The sequence below is a fragment of the Thauera sp. 27 genome, assembly GCF_000310125.2.
Lineage (GTDB): Bacteria > Pseudomonadota > Gammaproteobacteria > Burkholderiales > Rhodocyclaceae > Thauera > Thauera mechernichensis.
Window position 1 is genome coordinate 28,224 of sequence record NZ_AMXB01000008.1, and the last position, 14,528, is coordinate 42,751.

General features: G+C 68.0%; 12 protein-coding genes. 6 read left to right on the top strand and 6 right to left on the bottom strand.

Translation table 11 applies throughout. The features are described from left to right. Positions 1-8 precede the first annotated feature (8 nt). Positions 9-1,478 carry an alanine/glycine:cation symporter family protein gene (locus tag B447_RS05795; protein ID WP_002937586.1) on the bottom strand — a complete coding sequence of 490 codons (1,470 nt, stop codon included), beginning with the start codon at positions 1,476-1,478 and terminating at the stop codon, positions 9-11. 308 nt (positions 1,479-1,786) lie between these two features. Here B447_RS05795 and B447_RS05800 point away from each other — a divergent pair, with 308 nt between their 5' ends. After that, positions 1,787-2,599 carry a helix-turn-helix domain-containing protein gene (locus B447_RS05800; protein WP_002925512.1) on the top strand — a complete coding sequence of 271 codons (813 nt, stop codon included), beginning with the start codon at positions 1,787-1,789 and terminating at the stop codon, positions 2,597-2,599. A gap of 48 nt (positions 2,600-2,647) precedes the next feature. Here B447_RS05800 and B447_RS05805 read toward each other — a convergent pair whose 3' ends face one another. Then, positions 2,648-3,436, bottom strand: coding sequence for an enoyl-CoA hydratase-related protein (locus tag B447_RS05805; protein WP_002937593.1), 789 nt, complete (start codon positions 3,434-3,436; stop codon positions 2,648-2,650). Between the two features lie 37 nt (positions 3,437-3,473). Then, on the bottom strand, positions 3,474-3,986 hold the full coding sequence (locus tag B447_RS05810; RefSeq protein WP_002937594.1) for an LEA type 2 family protein: 513 nt from the start codon (positions 3,984-3,986) through the stop codon (positions 3,474-3,476). Positions 3,987-4,213: 227 nt separating this feature from the next. Between B447_RS05810 and B447_RS05815 the strand changes: the two genes are divergently transcribed. Further along, positions 4,214-8,074: an EAL domain-containing protein gene (locus B447_RS05815; protein WP_002937596.1), complete on the top strand. Its 3,861-nt coding sequence runs from the start codon at positions 4,214-4,216 to the stop codon at positions 8,072-8,074. Between the two features lie 11 nt (positions 8,075-8,085). Here the strand turns inward: B447_RS05815 and B447_RS05820 are convergent, their stop codons facing one another. Then, positions 8,086-8,694, bottom strand: a complete 609-nt coding sequence (locus B447_RS05820; protein WP_002937599.1) for a DUF924 family protein — start codon at positions 8,692-8,694, stop codon at positions 8,086-8,088. A gap of 143 nt (positions 8,695-8,837) precedes the next feature. On the opposite strand from B447_RS05820, the gene B447_RS05825 reads away from it, so the two are divergent. Next, positions 8,838-10,643, top strand: a complete 1,806-nt coding sequence (locus tag B447_RS05825; RefSeq protein ID WP_037982470.1) for an ABC transporter transmembrane domain-containing protein — start codon at positions 8,838-8,840, stop codon at positions 10,641-10,643. An 18-nt stretch (positions 10,644-10,661) separates the two neighbouring features. Here the strand turns inward: B447_RS05825 and B447_RS05830 are convergent, their stop codons facing one another. Together B447_RS05830 and B447_RS05835 are read right to left on the bottom strand one after the other, a co-directional pair. Then, positions 10,662-11,543, bottom strand: coding sequence for a DNA ligase (locus B447_RS05830; RefSeq protein WP_232431547.1), 882 nt, complete (start codon positions 11,541-11,543; stop codon positions 10,662-10,664). Positions 11,544-11,714: 171 nt separating this feature from the next. Further along, positions 11,715-12,548 carry a DUF3025 domain-containing protein gene (locus tag B447_RS05835; protein WP_002937612.1) on the bottom strand — a complete coding sequence of 278 codons (834 nt, stop codon included), beginning with the start codon at positions 12,546-12,548 and terminating at the stop codon, positions 11,715-11,717. A 282-nt stretch (positions 12,549-12,830) separates the two neighbouring features. Between B447_RS05835 and B447_RS05840 the strand changes: the two genes are divergently transcribed. From B447_RS05840 to B447_RS05850, 3 genes are all read left to right on the top strand, one after another. Beyond that, positions 12,831-13,712 (top strand): DUF2059 domain-containing protein, encoded by an 882-nt coding sequence (locus tag B447_RS05840; protein WP_002937617.1) that lies wholly within the window; start codon positions 12,831-12,833, stop codon positions 13,710-13,712. Between the two features lie 80 nt (positions 13,713-13,792). Beyond that, positions 13,793-14,056, top strand: coding sequence for a hypothetical protein (locus tag B447_RS05845; protein WP_002937628.1), 264 nt, complete (start codon positions 13,793-13,795; stop codon positions 14,054-14,056). Between the two features lie 122 nt (positions 14,057-14,178). Beyond that, on the top strand, positions 14,179-14,523 hold the full coding sequence (locus B447_RS05850) for a TFIIB-type zinc ribbon-containing protein (RefSeq protein ID WP_157384644.1): 345 nt from the start codon (positions 14,179-14,181) through the stop codon (positions 14,521-14,523). Positions 14,524-14,528 lie beyond the last annotated feature (5 nt).

Below are 14,528 nucleotides of genomic sequence, written 5' to 3' on the forward strand. Positions count from 1 at the left end.
GTCGCGGATCAGGCCTTGGCCGGAACCGGGTCCGCGGCGGGCGACTGGATCGCCGCGCGGTCTTCTTCCTCCAGGCGCCATGCGTCGGCGTCGATGTCCAGGTCGCTGAAGCGTGTGGCGTCGAACACCGGCTCGGCGACGCCGGCGTCGATCTGCGCGTCGTAGTCGCGCATCAGGCGCAGTCCGGGCTTGAACAGCGCCGCGAGCGCAAGCAGGTTGGCGAGCGCGAGCAGGCCCATGGTCACGTCGGCGAAGGCGAACACGGTGCCGAGGTCGGTGGTGGCGCCCCAGCCGCACAGTGCGATCACCACCGCGCGGTAGAGCACGACCAGCCCGCGGTTGCTGGCGTTGAACCAGCTCAGGCTGTTCTCGCCGAGGTAGTAGTTGTAGATGATGGTTGTGAAGCCGAACAGCATCAGCGCAACGCTTACGAACACCCGGCCCCATTCGCCGACGAGACCGGCCAGCGATGCCTGGGTGAGGGCCACGCCGCCGACCTGAGCTCCTGTGCCGGGTTGGTAGACGTCGCCGAGCAACACGATGAAGGCGGTGCACGAGCACACGATCAGGGTGTCGATGAACACCGAGAAGGCCTGCACGATGCCCTGGCTGGCGGGGTGGCGCACGTAGGCCACCGCGGCGACGTTGGGCGCGCTGCCCAGGCCGGCCTCGTTGGAGAACAGGCCGCGCTTGACGCCCATCACGATCGCCGCGCCGATGCCGCCGCCGATCGCGGGTTCGAGGCCGAAGGCGCTCTTGACGATCAGTGCCAGCACGCCCGGCAACTCGCCGAGGTTGAGCACCACCACCACCAGCGCGATGGCGATGTAGCCGACCGCCATCACCGGCACGAGCACCTCGGCCACCTTGGCGATGCGCTTGACGCCGCCGAAGATGATCGCGCCGACGATCACGGCGAGGATGCCGCCGGTCACGCTGACCGGGATGCCGAAGGCGTCGTTGATCGAGGTGGCGACCGAGTACGACTGCAGCGCGCTGAAGGCAAAGCCGAAGGTCAGCAGCAGCAGCACCGAATAGACCGCCGCCAGCCACTTCCAGCGCCGCCCCATGCCGCGGGCGATGTAGTGCGCGGGGCCGCCGCGGTAGGTGCCGTCAGGCTCGGCAGTCTTGTAGGCCTGGGCGAGCGTGCACTCGAAGTAGCTTGTGGCCATGCCGATCAGGCCCACCATCCACATCCAGAAGATGGCGCCGGGGCCGCCCAGCGTGATGGCGACGGCGACGCCGGCGATGTTGCCGCCGCCGACGCGGCCGGCCACGGACAGCATCAGGGCCTGGAAGGAGCTGATGTGGCCGTGCTTGTCACGTGCAAAGGCCTGATTGGCGCCGAGGATGCGGAACATGCGTCCGAAGTGGCGGAACTGCACGCAGCGCGAACCGATGGTGAACCACAGGCCGAGGCCGATCAGCACGACGATCAGCACCTTGGACCATAGCAGGTCATTGAGCAGGTCAAGCATGACGGCGCCCTCCCTGGCGGAGGTGGCAGGCGGCCAGGGCCGGGACGTGACACGGGTAGGCAGGCATGAGATGTCTCCTTGCTGCGCGGCGCGTGGCCGCTGTTGTCGTTTTCCCCCGCGCGAACGGCGGGAGCACGGACATTTCAGCAAGCCGCGGGCAGCACGGGAATTTGACGACCTGGCTCAAGCCGTTGCCAATGGGCGCACAAACTGCGCCATACTGCGACATATCCAAGGTGTGCCACCGACCGGGGCCGTACGCGTGAGCCGCCACTCCTGTTGCCCGCCGCGTCGCCCCTGGAGCCACCATGAACGAGGATTTCGCCCGCAACCTGCGCCTGTTGTGCAGCTACTACCGCTCCGTGGCCGAGGTCTGCCGCCGGCTCGACATCAACCGGCCGCAGTTCAACCGCTACCTGAGCGGGCGCTATCGGCCCTCGGCCCATACGCTGCGCCGGTTCTGCGCCTTCTTCGGGGTGGACGAGCACGAAATCATGATGCCCAGCGCGCAGTTCGAGCGCCTGGTGCAAGTCCGCCCGCGGCCGGTGGTGCCCGCCGTGGCGCACGCACCGGAGGCGGCGGATCTCGCCCACCTGAAGGAGATCGGTAGCGCAGGGCTGGACAAGTACCTGGGCTATTACTTCGAGACCTACCTGTCGATGGCCTGCCCCGGGCAGCTTCTGCGTACCCTGGTATGCCTGGAAAGGCGTGACGACCGGGTGTATTACCAGCGTACCGAGCGCCTCATCGAGCATCCGCGCGAGAAGGCCTACCATGGCATCTATCGCGGCCTGGCGCATTTCCTCACCGACCGGATCTTCCTGACCGACTACGAGACGCTGACTGGTCTGGAGATGACTCAGACCATCCTCTTCCCCTCGTTCAAGAACCGTGTCACCCGGCTCACCGGGCTCAAGCTAGGGGTGTCGGGCAGCGGCGAGCGCATGCCATGTTGCGCCCGGGTCGTGTATGAATACCTCGGCCAGGCCATCGAGGTCCGGCGCGCGCTGCGCCTGTGCGGCCTGTATCCGCTCGATGACACACGGGTGGATGAGGCGACGCGCCGGGCCGTGGCCAACGATATCGCAGCCGGCGAGTGGCATTTCCGCGCGCGCCACTGAGCGTGCGCGCGCACCTCGCCTGCACGGCTGGGCCTGGCTGACTGCAGTTCAGCGCTTCAGGAAGCGCTCGACTGCCGCGAGGTGTTCCGGCTCGTTGTGGCACATGCCCTGGAAGGCCGCGCACAGGTCGAGGAAGTCCTTGAGTTCGGTGCGCTGGGCCATCTTCATCAGGCGCTTGGTCAGGCGCAGCGCCTTGGGCGGCTGGGCGGCGAAGCGCGCGGCCATGTCGTGGGCGCGTGCCAGCAACTGCTCAGGCTCGACGACCTCGAGCGCGATGCCCAGGGTCTTCGCCTCCTCCGCACCGACAATGCGTCCCGACAGGGTGAGCTCGAAGGCCTGCTGGTAGCCGATCAGGCGCTGCATGAACCAGGCGCCGCCGTCGCCCGGAATGATGCCGAGGTTGAGGAAGGTCTCGCCGAACTTCGCCCGGGTGGAGGCGATGCGGATGTCGGCCATGTTGGCCAGATCAAAGCCGGCGCCGATTGCGGGCCCATTGACTGCGGCGATGATCGGCACCTCGACCGCCTGCAAGGCCAGCGGGATGCGCTGGATGCCGCGGCGGTAGCGGGTGGCGACCTCGGCCACATCGCCGGCAAAGTCGCCGCCGCGCTCGGCCATGTCCTTGATGTTGCCCCCCGCGGAGAAGGCTGCACCCTCGCCGGTGATCACCAGCACGGAGACCTCGTCGCAGCCGTTTACCCACTCGGCCACATCGACGATGTCGTCGATGAGTGCGGTGCCGGTGAGCGCATTGCGCACGTCGTCGCGCGCCAGGGTGAGGGTGGCGACGCGATCGTCGAGTTGCAGGCGGGCGTCCTTGAGGGCGGGCTGGGACATCATTCGGTCTCCTTTTGAGTGTCGCGCGCGGCGGGTTTCAGCGTGGCGTCCTGAGCGGATCGGGTAGCTTGAGGGTACCGGAGTCGGAGAAGCGCATGCCACCCGCCAGACCACCGGCGAGCCGGCCGCGCAGCGTGTAGGGTACTTCGGCCTTGGTCTCGCCTTCGATCACGCCGAGCGCCTGGCGTACCACGGCGATCGCCGATACCGACACCGGGATCTCGATCAGCGTCTCGCCGAAACGCGGCACGCTGCCCGCGCGATCGCTGACGCCGGTGGCGAAGGGCCGACCATTGAGCTCGAGTTCGAGCGCGAGGCCGTCGAAGTCGATTGCCGAGTCGTTGGGGTTCTGCACCCGCATCCTGACCTTGAAGCGCATCTCCATGCCCTCGCCCGGGATGGGCTCCAGGCCGACGACGTTGATTCGAACCGGTTCGCGGTGCACCAGGCTGGCGCAGCCGCCGACCGCGAGCAGGGCAAGGACGACCAGTACCGCAGTGAAACTGCGGTAGCAGAGGTGTGCGAGGCGGATGGGGATGGCGGCATGCATGGGCGGAACTTCCATTGTGAAAGCCGGGCCTGGTCCATTCTACCTGCAGACGGGCCTCTGGCCAGGCGCGTGCCCACGCCGGCTTGCGCATGGGCAAAGGTCATCACCGGGGCAGGCACCGGCGTATCTCGCCAGGCGTGCGGTTTTCACTACCGGTGTTTCGGCAGCTGTCTAGAATCCAGTATGCGTAGCGCCCGCTGCGGCTGTGCATCGGTGAAGGAGTCCGAGTGATCGACCATACGCATCCGAGCCTCAATCTGCCAGCCGCTGGCGGCGCTGGACCGGCCGCCACCTCCGTGTTTGCCGACGGCGGGCTTGATGCGCTCGTCGATGCGTTGCCCGCGCTGGTGTGGGTAAAGAGCCCCGACGGTGTGTTCCTGCACTGCAACCGCCAGGTCGAGGCCTTGCTTGGCCGGTCCCGTGACCAGATCCTCGGGCGGACGGACGCTGATTTCTTTGCCGAAGCAGAGGCCGCAGCCTTTCGCGCGGACGATCTGCGGGCCCTGGCCGCCATGCAGCCCGTGAGCCGTGAGGAGTGGCTCACCTTTGCCCGCGACGGCCACCGTGAGCTTGTCCTCACTACCAAGGCGCCCCTGCACGGCGCGGATGGACGCCTCATCGGCGTGCTCGGCATTGCCCACGACGTCACCCACGAGCGGCGCATGCGGGCCGCACTCGATCTGCTTGCCGCAGATTCCACTCCGCGTACCGGGGTCGCCTTCCATGAGCGCGTGTGCCGGCACCTGGTTGAGGCGCTCGATGCCGACTATGTGTTCGTCGGTGCGGTCGACGCGGTCGGCGAGCGGGTCAATGCGGTCGCCGGCTGGTCGAGCGCGGGGCGCATGCAGGCCTTCGACTACGCGCTTGCGGACTCGCCCTGCGAGCATGTGATCGGGCGGGCGCCCTGCGTCTATGCCGAGGGCGTCGCGATGCGCTTCCCGCGCGACGAGGCGCTCGTACGCAAGGGCATAGAAGGCTATTGCGCGGTGCCGCTGATCGATCATGCCGGGCACCCGCTGGGGCTGCTTGCGCTGCTCAGCCGGCGTCCATTGGCCCAGCCGCAAGTGGTGCTCGACCTGCTCCAGATCTTCGACGCACCGGTCAGCGCGGAGCTCGAGAACAGCCGCAATCTGTCCGCCCTGCGGCGGCGGGTGTCGCTCGAGCAGACCCTGGCACGCATCTCGGCGCGCATCGTCGGTGCCGAGCATGAGCGCCTCGACGAGGTGATCGTCGAGGCGCTCGGCGAGCTCGCCGGCCATGCGCGTGCCGATCGAGCCTACGTGTTCGCGGTCGCGGAGGACGACGCCCACGCCTGCAATACCCATGAGTGGTGCGCGCCGGGGGTGTTGACGCAGATCGGCAGCCTGCAGCAGGTCCGTTTCGATCACGAGCTGCTGTTCGCACGTACGCTGAGGGCGTTCGACTGCGTCGATATCGAGGACGTGGAGGCGCTGGACGACGAGGCTCGCCTCGACCGCGAGATACTGCTGGCGCAGGGCATCCATTCCACGCTGGCAGCGCCGATGCGCTCGAACAAGCGCCTGTCCGGCTTCATCGGCTTCGACTCGGTGCATGCCCGGCGACGCTGGGCCGACGAGGAGAAGGCCTTGCTCGCGCTTGCCGGCGACGCCATCCGCAACGCGCTCGAGCGCCGCGATGCCGAGCGCCGGCTGCGCCAGAGCGAGGCGCGCTTCCGCCAGCTGTTCGAGAAGATCCCCAACATCTCGGTGCAGGGCTACGATGCCCAGCGCAACGTGATCTTCTGGAACGAAGCGAGCACCGCGCTTTATGGCTTCAGTGCCGAGGAAGCGCTCGGGCGCAGGCTGGACGAACTGCTGATTCCGCTCGAGATGCGCGCTGACCTCGAGGTTTTGCATCGCGACTGGATCGAGAAAGGCGTCGAGATCCCTGCAGGGGAGCTCAACCTGCTGCGCAAGGATGGCAGCAGCGTGCCGGTTTTCTCCAGCCACGTCATGCAGCGCAACGCTGATGGTGAGTTCGAGATGTACTGCATCGACATCGACCTCACCGAGCAACGCCAGGCGCAGGCCAGCCAGCGCCTGGCGGCGAGCGTGTTCTCGTATGCCCGCGAAGGCATCCTGATCACCGACGGGCAAGGCCTGATCGTCGACGCCAACGAGGCCTACTGCAGGCAGTGCGGCTATACGCGCGAGGAGATCCTGGGTCATCCGGCGGGGATGTTCCAGTCGGGGCGACATGGTGCGGAGTTCTACGCCGTGATGAGGCGAAGCCTGAGCGAGCGCGGTTTCTGGAGTGGCGAGATCTGGAACCGGCGCAAATCCGGTGAGCACTACCCGGCGCTGCTCACCATCAGCGCGGTGCCGGACGCCGGCGGTGAGGCGCTGCGCTATGTTGCCCTGTATGCCGATATCGCAGCGCAGAAGGCGCACGAGGCCGAGCTCGAGTTCCTCGCCCACCACGACGCCCTTACCGGCTTGCCCAACCGGGCGCTGCTGCGCGACCGCCTTGAGCAGGCCATCGCGCAGGCCCGCCGCCGCGAGCAGCGCGTGGCGGTGGCCTACCTCGACCTCGACGGTTTCAAGCTGGTCAATGACCAGCATGGCCACGCGCTCGGCGACCGCCTGCTCAAGCAGTTCGCCGGCGGCATGCGCGCGGCCTTGCGTGAGGGCGACACCATCGCACGCCTCGGCGGTGACGAGTTTGCGGCCGTGCTCGTCGATGTCGGCGAGCATGGTGCCTTCGTGCCCTTCGTGATGCGCTTGCTCGATGTCGTGTCCCGCCCGGTGGACATCGATGGCGTGCGACTGCAGTTGTCGGCCAGCATCGGCGTCAGCTTGTTCCCACAGCCCGATGTCGTCGATGCCGACCAGTTGTTGCGCCAGGCCGACCAGGCGATGTACCAGGCCAAGCTGGCCGGCAAGAACCGCTTCTGCATCTTCGACACCGAGCTCGATCGCAGCGTGCGCGGCCATCATGAGACGCTGGCCCAGGTTGCCGCGGGTCTCCGCAGGGGCGAGTTCGAGCTCTTCTACCAGCCCAAGGTCAACATGCGTACCGGTGCGGTGATCGGGCTGGAGGCGCTGATCCGCTGGCATCACCCGCAGCGCGGCCTGCTTTCACCGGGCGCCTTCCTCGCCGATGTCGAGGCCAGCCCGCTTGCCGTGGAGCTCGGTGAATGGGTCATCGATACCGCGCTCGCCCAGCATGTGAGTTGGCGCGAGCAGGGACTGGACCTGCCGGTCAGCGTCAACATCTCGGCCGAGCACCTGCAGCGCGCGGACTTCGTCGCCCGCCTGGAGGCCTTGCTCGGACGTCAGCGCGACATTGGCCCCGGGCGTCTCGAGATCGAGGTTCTCGAAACCAGCGCGCTCAGCAACCTCGAGCATGTCGCAGAGGTGATCCGCGGCTGCCGGCGCCTCGGCGTGCGGTTTGCGCTCGACGACTTCGGCACCGGCTATGCGTCGCTCGCCTACCTCAAGCACCTGCCGGCCGACGTGCTCAAGATCGACCAGACCTTTGTACGCGACATGCTGGAGGACCCCGATGACCTGGCGATCCTGGAGGGGGTCATCGGCCTGGCCAAGGCCTTCCGCCGTCAGGCGGTTGCCGAAGGGGTGGAGAGCATCGTACATGCGCGCCGCCTGCTGTTGCTGGGGTGCGAGTTTGCCCAGGGCTACGGTATTGCACGGCCGATGCCTGCGGCCGCCGTACCCGTGTGGGTGACGGCCTGGCGACCGGATCCATCCTGGCAGAGTGCGGCAGAACTCGGCCGCGACCAGGTGCTGCTGTTGTATGCCGGGGCCGAGCTTGCACACTGGTGCGCTTTGGCTGCGGCGGCGCTTGGCAACCAGGGCGCGGAGGTGCCCGCGTTCGACATCGAGGGCAGCGCCTTCGGGCGTTGGCTGGCCGCAGAGCGTGCGTCCGGCGCTGTCGACGCACCGGCCTGCGAAGCCCTGCAGGATGAACTCGCCCAACTGGCGCAGCTGTGCGAGCGCTGTGCTGGCGCGCCTGCTGCCGCCGGCAGTCGTCCGTCCCTGATTGCGGAGCTGGGCGCACGCCGAGCCGCAATCGAGAGCGCGCTCGACGCCGTGCTTCGCGCTGGCTGAGTCCGGTTACGTCAGAATCCGGATCCGGGCTGTTGCAGGAAGGCGACTTCATCCGGCGTCGATTCGCGGCCCAGGGCTGCGTTGCGATGGGGAAAGCGGCCGAAGCGGTCGATGATCTCCAGGTGACGGCGCGCGTAATCGACATAGCCATCGAAGGCGGGCCGCTCTGCCGCGCCAAGGCCTGAGGCGAGCACGTCGAAGAGACGGACGGCTTCGCGCTGATCGGCCAGATCCTCGGAGTGTTCCAGTGGCAGATACAGGAACACGCGCTCGATCGGGCGCGCATCGAGGTCGAGGCCGAGCCTGATCGTGTCCCGCGCCCAGCGCAGTGCGAGCACGTCGAAGGCGAAGGCGGCAGCTTGCCCGCGCCAGATATTGCGTGGGAACTGGTCGGTAAGCAGGATCAGCGCAAGCCGGCCGCGCAGCGTACCCAGCCAGCCGTCCAGCTCGCCGGCACCCGCTCGGCCGACGAGCGCTGCGAAGCGCTGGCGCATGTCGGCGTCGACCTCGGCCTGTTTCCGCCACCATAGTGCGGACTGACGTTCGATGATGGCTGTCTGCGCGGTCGTGTCGGCGTCCGGGCCGAACCAGAAGGCGTGGATTGAGTCGGGCGTGTCCAAGCGGGACCTCCTGCGGGCGGGCGGTACGGACACCATAGCGCAGTCGACCGTCCGTGTCTGCGAGCTCGGTGCGGTATGGCGTTCGCGTTCGAGCGCGGGAAATCCGGCAATAATCGGGCATTCACCGTGCCTGCCTACCGACCATGACGTCCTCGCCCCCGATTGCTCGCCCACTCTCCGCACTGCGCGGCCTGTTGCCATTCCTGCGCCCGCATCGTGGCCGGGTGGTCCTGGCCTTCGTGCTGCTCTGCCTCGGTTCGGCCGCGATCCTCGTCGTGCCGCTGGCTTTCCGCGACCTGATCGACGCGGGTTTTGGCGGTGATGTGGCGGGGGCCGGGCTATTCGGTGCGCAGGGCCTGGACGGCCGCTTCGTGGCGCTGGTCGGCCTCGCGCTGTTCTGGGCGGTGGTGGTCGCGGCGCGCTACTACACGGTGTCCTGGATCGGCGAGCGCGTCACGGCCGACCTGCGCAGCGCGGTGTATGCCCGCGTGCTGCATCAGTCGCCACAGTTCTTCGAGACCTTGCAGACCGGCGAAGTGCTCTCGAGGCTCACGGGCGACACCACCCTTGTGCAGACCGTCGTTGGCAGCTCGATCTCGATGGGCTTGCGCAGCCTGTTCCAGTTCGTCGGCGGCATGCTCATGCTGGCGGTGACCAGCGTGCAGCTGTTCGGCCTCATCGTCGGCCTGATGACTGTGCTGGCCTTGCCCATCGCCGTCATCGGCCGGCGCGTGCGCCGGCTGTCGCGCGCGTCGCAGGACCGCATCGCCGATGCCTCGGCCCTGGCCGGCGAGATCCTCAACGCCATGCCCACGGTGCAGGCCTTCACCCAGGAAGCGAACGAGGCGCGGCGCTTCGCTGCACGCAGCGAGACCGGGTTCCAGGCTGCCGTGCAGCGTACCCGCGTGCGCGCCCTGCTCACCGCGCTCATCATCGCGGCGGTGATGGGCACGATCATCTTCGTGCTGTGGATTGGCGCGCGCCAGGTACAGGCGGGCACACTGTCGGTGGGCGAACTCGGCGCCTTCCTCATCTATGCCGCGCTGGTGGCGGGCGGTGTGGGCACGCTGGCCGAGGTGTGGGGCGACGTCATGCGTGCAAGCGGCGCCACCGAGCGCCTGATGGAGCTGCTGCACGCCGAGCCGGCGATCCGGGATGGCGACGCGGCCCGCGCCGGCGAGGGCGCCTGCGCCACGCCCGCAGCCGACGCCGCCCTGCCCGCGATCGCGTTCGAGCACGTCGTGTTCTGCTACCCGGCACGCCCGGGCGTGCGCGCGATCGACGACATCTCGCTGCAGATCGCACCCGGCGAGCGGATTGCGCTCGTCGGCCCCTCCGGCGCCGGCAAGACCAGCCTGTTCCAGCTCCTGCTGCGCTACTACGAGGCGAGCGCGGGCTGTATCCGTATCAGTGGCAGCGACATCCGCGCGTTGTCGCTGCATGCGCTGCGCGCCGGGATCGCGATCGTGCCGCAGGACCCTGTGATCTTCTCGGCAAGCGCGCTGGAGAACATCCGCTACGGCCGTCCCGACGCCAGCGACGCCGAGGTGATCGCCGCCGCCCGCGCCGCGGCTGCCGACGAATTCATCGCCCGCCTGCCCGAAGGCTACGCCAGCTTCCTCGGCGAACGCGGCACCCGGCTCTCGGGCGGCCAGCGCCAGCGCATCGCGATCGCGCGTGCGATCCTCAAGGGTGCGCCCATCCTGCTGCTCGATGAAGCCACCAGTGCGCTCGACGCCGAATCCGAAATCCTGGTGCAGCAGGGCCTGGCCGCCGCGATGCGGGGGCGGACCACGCTCATCATCGCCCACCGCCTGGCCACGGTGCAGAAGGTGGACCGCATCGTGGTGATGGACGCCGGCCGCATCGTCGAGACCGGTACCCCGGCCGACCTGCGCCGCCAGGGCGGGCTGTATGCACGGCTGGCGGCGCTGCAGCTGGAGGCGTGAGGAGGGTGGCGCGGGGCTCTACGGCAGCGTGCGCTCGCGCACATAGCGTGGAAAGCGTGGTTGCCCGCTGGGGGTAAGTTCGCGGTAGCGGTAGGTGACCAGCGTGCCGATGGCGGGCGGGGTGTTGCGCAGGGCGTCGGTCAGGCCACTGCCGATGCGAAAGCGGCGGCCGTCGTCGGTCTCGACCTCCAGTGCGCCGACCTTGCCCTGCAGCCGGCCCTTGCCGGGGATGTAGCCGACGACGCGGGCTTCGGCGTCGAGCCATGGGGTGAGCTTGAGCAGGGCGTCGCTGCGGCCGGGCTGCCAGTGGGCGTCGGCGCGGTGCAGCATGAGTCCCTCTCCCCCGCCGGCGACGGTGTCGTCGAGCAGGCGCTGCAGTGCTGCGCGGTCGGTGACCCGGCGCTGCTCCACGACCTGGAGCCAGGGCCGGTCGGCCGCCATGACGAGGGCCTGGAGCGCCTGCAGACGGGCGCTGAAGTCGCCCGCCCCGGCGGGCTGGTCGAACACCATGTAGCGCACCGCGCGCCAGCCCGGGTGCTGTGGGTCGGCGCGGCGGATGAGGCCGGAGAGTTCGTCGAAGCGCTGGCGGCCCAGCCACAGCTCGCCGTCGAGCGGCGTGTGGGGTAACCCGGCAACGAACCAGTCGGGCGCGACGATCGGCCGCCCGCTGCGGAAGCGCAACTGGCGGCCGTCCCACAGCGCGCGTACGCCGTCGAGCTTTTCGCTGATCCAGTACTGGGCCGGGTCGATGGCCGCGTCGTAGCGCAGCGCGAGCATGGGGGCGGGCGCCGATGGCGTGTGCGGGTCGGACCAGGCCGCGCCGCTGACCGCGGCCACCAGCAGCGCCAGGATCAATGTGCGGTGCGTGCGGGCAGGCCCGAGTCGCGATGCAGCGTTCATTGGCCGTCGGGGGCGTTGAGTGCCCGTGGGTGCGGGCGCGCAGGCGGTGCAGGCCCGCTGGGTAGTCCTGGGGGTCGTCTCTGGGGAGGTGGGTGGACGCGGCATGAGCATCTGCGCTGTCAATGACGAAGGCATTGTACATGGCGCCGTCCGGATTATCCATATCGAATATCAGAGGATGGCGGCGTGGGCCTCATGCGCGCGGCGCGGGCGGAACTGGCGGGTGTCGCGGTAATACGCGGCGCATTCGTTTTCGGGCGTCATGCCGGGGATGCCGAGCAGTGGCAGGGCTGACAGGCTGCGCGGGCTGAAGTCGCCGATCATGGTGGTGAACTCGTGGGCGAGCCAGGCGTCGGTGTCGGCCAGCGCTGCGTCCGCCGGCAGCGCCAGCCAGTCGGGTGCGACCCTGCGGTAGAGGGCTTTCGCGCACAGGCCGAAGAAGGGCGCGCGCAGCAGCTCCCAGGTGGCGTGTCCGAAGACGAGAAAGCGGGTGGTCCGTGCGAGGCGCTGACGGCGGTCCCAGAATGCGGCTTCCCACTCATGCGCAGCGAGCAGCGCGGGGATCTCGGTATCGGCCGACACCACCACGATGCCGCATTCGTCGAACTGGGTCAGTGCGTCGCGGCGCGGCCCGCGCCCGGAAAGGCCTGCCGCCGTGCGGGTCTGCAGTTCTTCGACATGCAGGCGGTTGAGCGTGGCCTTGGTGCGCGGCCAAGCGCACCAGGCCAGCGCATTGAAGAAATCGTGCCAGTCGCCGCTGCGGGTCGGCACCTCGCCGCGGGCGAAGATGTGGGCCTCGTAGCCCGCAGGCGTCTCCCCGGGCGGCACGAAGCGGATCGGCGCCCCGCCACCGCTGCGGGTGCCCGGGGCCGCCTCGGCGAGCAGGGCGTCGAGCGCCGCGTGGTCAGGCAGGCCGGTGCCGGCGCAGCGTTCGAGCCAGCGCCCGATCGGTGCGAACAGAGGCTGTGTAGCGAGACTTGCGGGATGGTGATCTGCGGTGCTCATCCTCGCATTGTGCCTTCTCCAAACCGCCTGTTTCTGGAAACTCATCTGAGCCGTATGCGCTTGACAAGCGGGGAGCAGAAGGAGATAAAATGACAAAAAAGTAAATGATAATGAAAGGCATTTACTACAGAGTATCAACACGCAGATCCGCTGGTCTCGTCTAACAGCCCCCGTGTTCGTCAGTGTGCGCGCAGCCTGGTGCCGGGCCAGCGCTCTCGAACCTGGCTGGCCGGACTTGGCGGTCCTGATGCTGCCTGAGTGTTTCATTGATAAGGAGTGATCATGTTCAAACGGTTTCGATTCCTGGGGGCAGGGCTGCTCGCGTTGAGCTTGCTTGCACCGGGGGCGCATGTGTTTGCGCAGCAGGACGGCATGCAGGGCGTCCAGGCCGATGCAGCCGCCACCGACTGGCGGCGGCTGTTGCAGGTGACCAGCATCGAGCGGATGGTGCGGGAGCTGCCCACCTATTTCAGGCAGGGGCTCGACCAGGCCAGGGCTCAGGGGGCGGCGGTGCCTCCCGAGGTCGAGGCTGCGCTCAAGGCTGCGGCCGACGAGGTGTTTGGCTTCGAGGGCTTGCAGCAGGCGGTCACCGCCCACCTGCAAGCCAGCCTGAGCGCAGAGCAGCTGGCCGATTGGCTGGGCTTCTATGCGACGCCGCTGGGCAGGAAGCTGACCGCCGCCGACGAGCACGCGGCCTCGCCGGCCTTCCAGCGCGAGATGATGGAGCGGGCGCCGCAGATCATGGAGACGCTCAGCCAGGATGCCAGCCGGATGGCACTGCTGCAGTCCTGGCTGCAGGCCACCGATGCGGTGGAGCAGGCCACCAACATGGCGCTGCAAAGCCAGTTGGCGCTCGAGTGGGGTTTGATCTCGACCCTGCCGCAGGGCACGGCGAGACCCAGCTTCGACGAGGTGCAGAGCCACATGAATGCACAGCGTTTTGCGATGCGGGCACAGATGGCTCAGATGCTGCTCGTTCACTCTGCCGCCGCGTACCAGGAGTTCGATACGGAGGAACTCGGACAGCTGCTGAAAAGGGCGAACAGTCCGGCTGGTCGGGCACTGTATATCGAATTCGGCACCCGCTTCTACCAGACCCTGGCGGCCCTGTCCGAGGTGGTCGGAGAGGCCGCCGGGCGGCGGCTGGGGCAACGACCCGTTTGAGAGGATGACGCCCGGGGCCGGATTGATTGCAGTTGCAGCGCCATCCGGGTGATCGAAACCATGCGCGAGGACGCGGCGTGATGGTGGCGCAAACCCTATGGGTACTCCTCGTGTTGGCAGGCATGGCGACCGTGTGGCTGATAGGCGCGTGGGGCTATAGCCGCACTCAGCGGTTGATCGCCGATGCCCTCGGCGGTAAGGACGCCATGACCGGCGCCCAGTGGTTCGCCAACCTGGCGCAACCCCTTGGCACGGCGGTTTTGGTCTTGGCGGCGCTCATCCTTCTCGCCCGCTGGCGCTGGCCGGAGCACTATGCTCGCCGACGCATGGGCGGAGATGATTGAGGGTCACCATGAAGTCCGGTCTCCACTGCCCCTACGATGGCGCATTGCTAGCCCTCCGCGAACACTTGGGGCAGCCTTGGTATTCCTGCAACGAGTGCGAGGGTGCGTTCCTGCCCTTGTCAATGACGCCCGAACTGCTGCCTGTGCTTGAGCAGGTTGTCGAGTATTCGGCCGCGTGGCCGCGCTCGTCGTTGTGTTGCCCGCAATGCGGCGGGATGATGCACGTCGCCCATCATGAGGGTATCGAGATTGACCTATGCAGAGACTGCCGTGCGGTGTGGTTGGACGAAGGCGAGTTGGGCGCCATCCACTCTGCGCGGATGCGCGAGGAGATGAAGGAAGAAGCGCAGACCGAGGGCCTGTCGCAAGGATATGACACGCTCGCGGGCAACAAGGGCTCGGGCTTTGATGTCTCCGATGCGCTGGATTGGTTGGGAGAGGCGCTGGGGGGCTTGCTATCGCCTTGACCGGG

Coding starts and splice junctions, on each gene's coding strand:
- B447_RS05795 (WP_002937586.1), bottom strand. CDS start 1,478: ATGCTTGACCTGCTCAATGACCTGCTATGGTCCAAGGTGCTGATCGTC.
- B447_RS05800 (WP_002925512.1), top strand. CDS start 1,787: ATGAACGAGGATTTCGCCCGCAACCTGCGCCTGTTGTGCAGCTACTAC.
- B447_RS05805 (WP_002937593.1), bottom strand. CDS start 3,436: ATGTCCCAGCCCGCCCTCAAGGACGCCCGCCTGCAACTCGACGATCGC.
- B447_RS05810 (WP_002937594.1), bottom strand. CDS start 3,986: ATGCATGCCGCCATCCCCATCCGCCTCGCACACCTCTGCTACCGCAGT.
- B447_RS05825 (WP_037982470.1), top strand. CDS start 8,838: ATGACGTCCTCGCCCCCGATTGCTCGCCCACTCTCCGCACTGCGCGGC.
- B447_RS05830 (WP_232431547.1), bottom strand. CDS start 11,543: ATGAACGCTGCATCGCGACTCGGGCCTGCCCGCACGCACCGCACATTG.
- B447_RS05835 (WP_002937612.1), bottom strand. CDS start 12,548: ATGAGCACCGCAGATCACCATCCCGCAAGTCTCGCTACACAGCCTCTG.
- B447_RS05840 (WP_002937617.1), top strand. CDS start 12,831: ATGTTCAAACGGTTTCGATTCCTGGGGGCAGGGCTGCTCGCGTTGAGC.
- B447_RS05845 (WP_002937628.1), top strand. CDS start 13,793: ATGGTGGCGCAAACCCTATGGGTACTCCTCGTGTTGGCAGGCATGGCG.
- B447_RS05850 (WP_157384644.1), top strand. CDS start 14,179: ATGACGCCCGAACTGCTGCCTGTGCTTGAGCAGGTTGTCGAGTATTCG.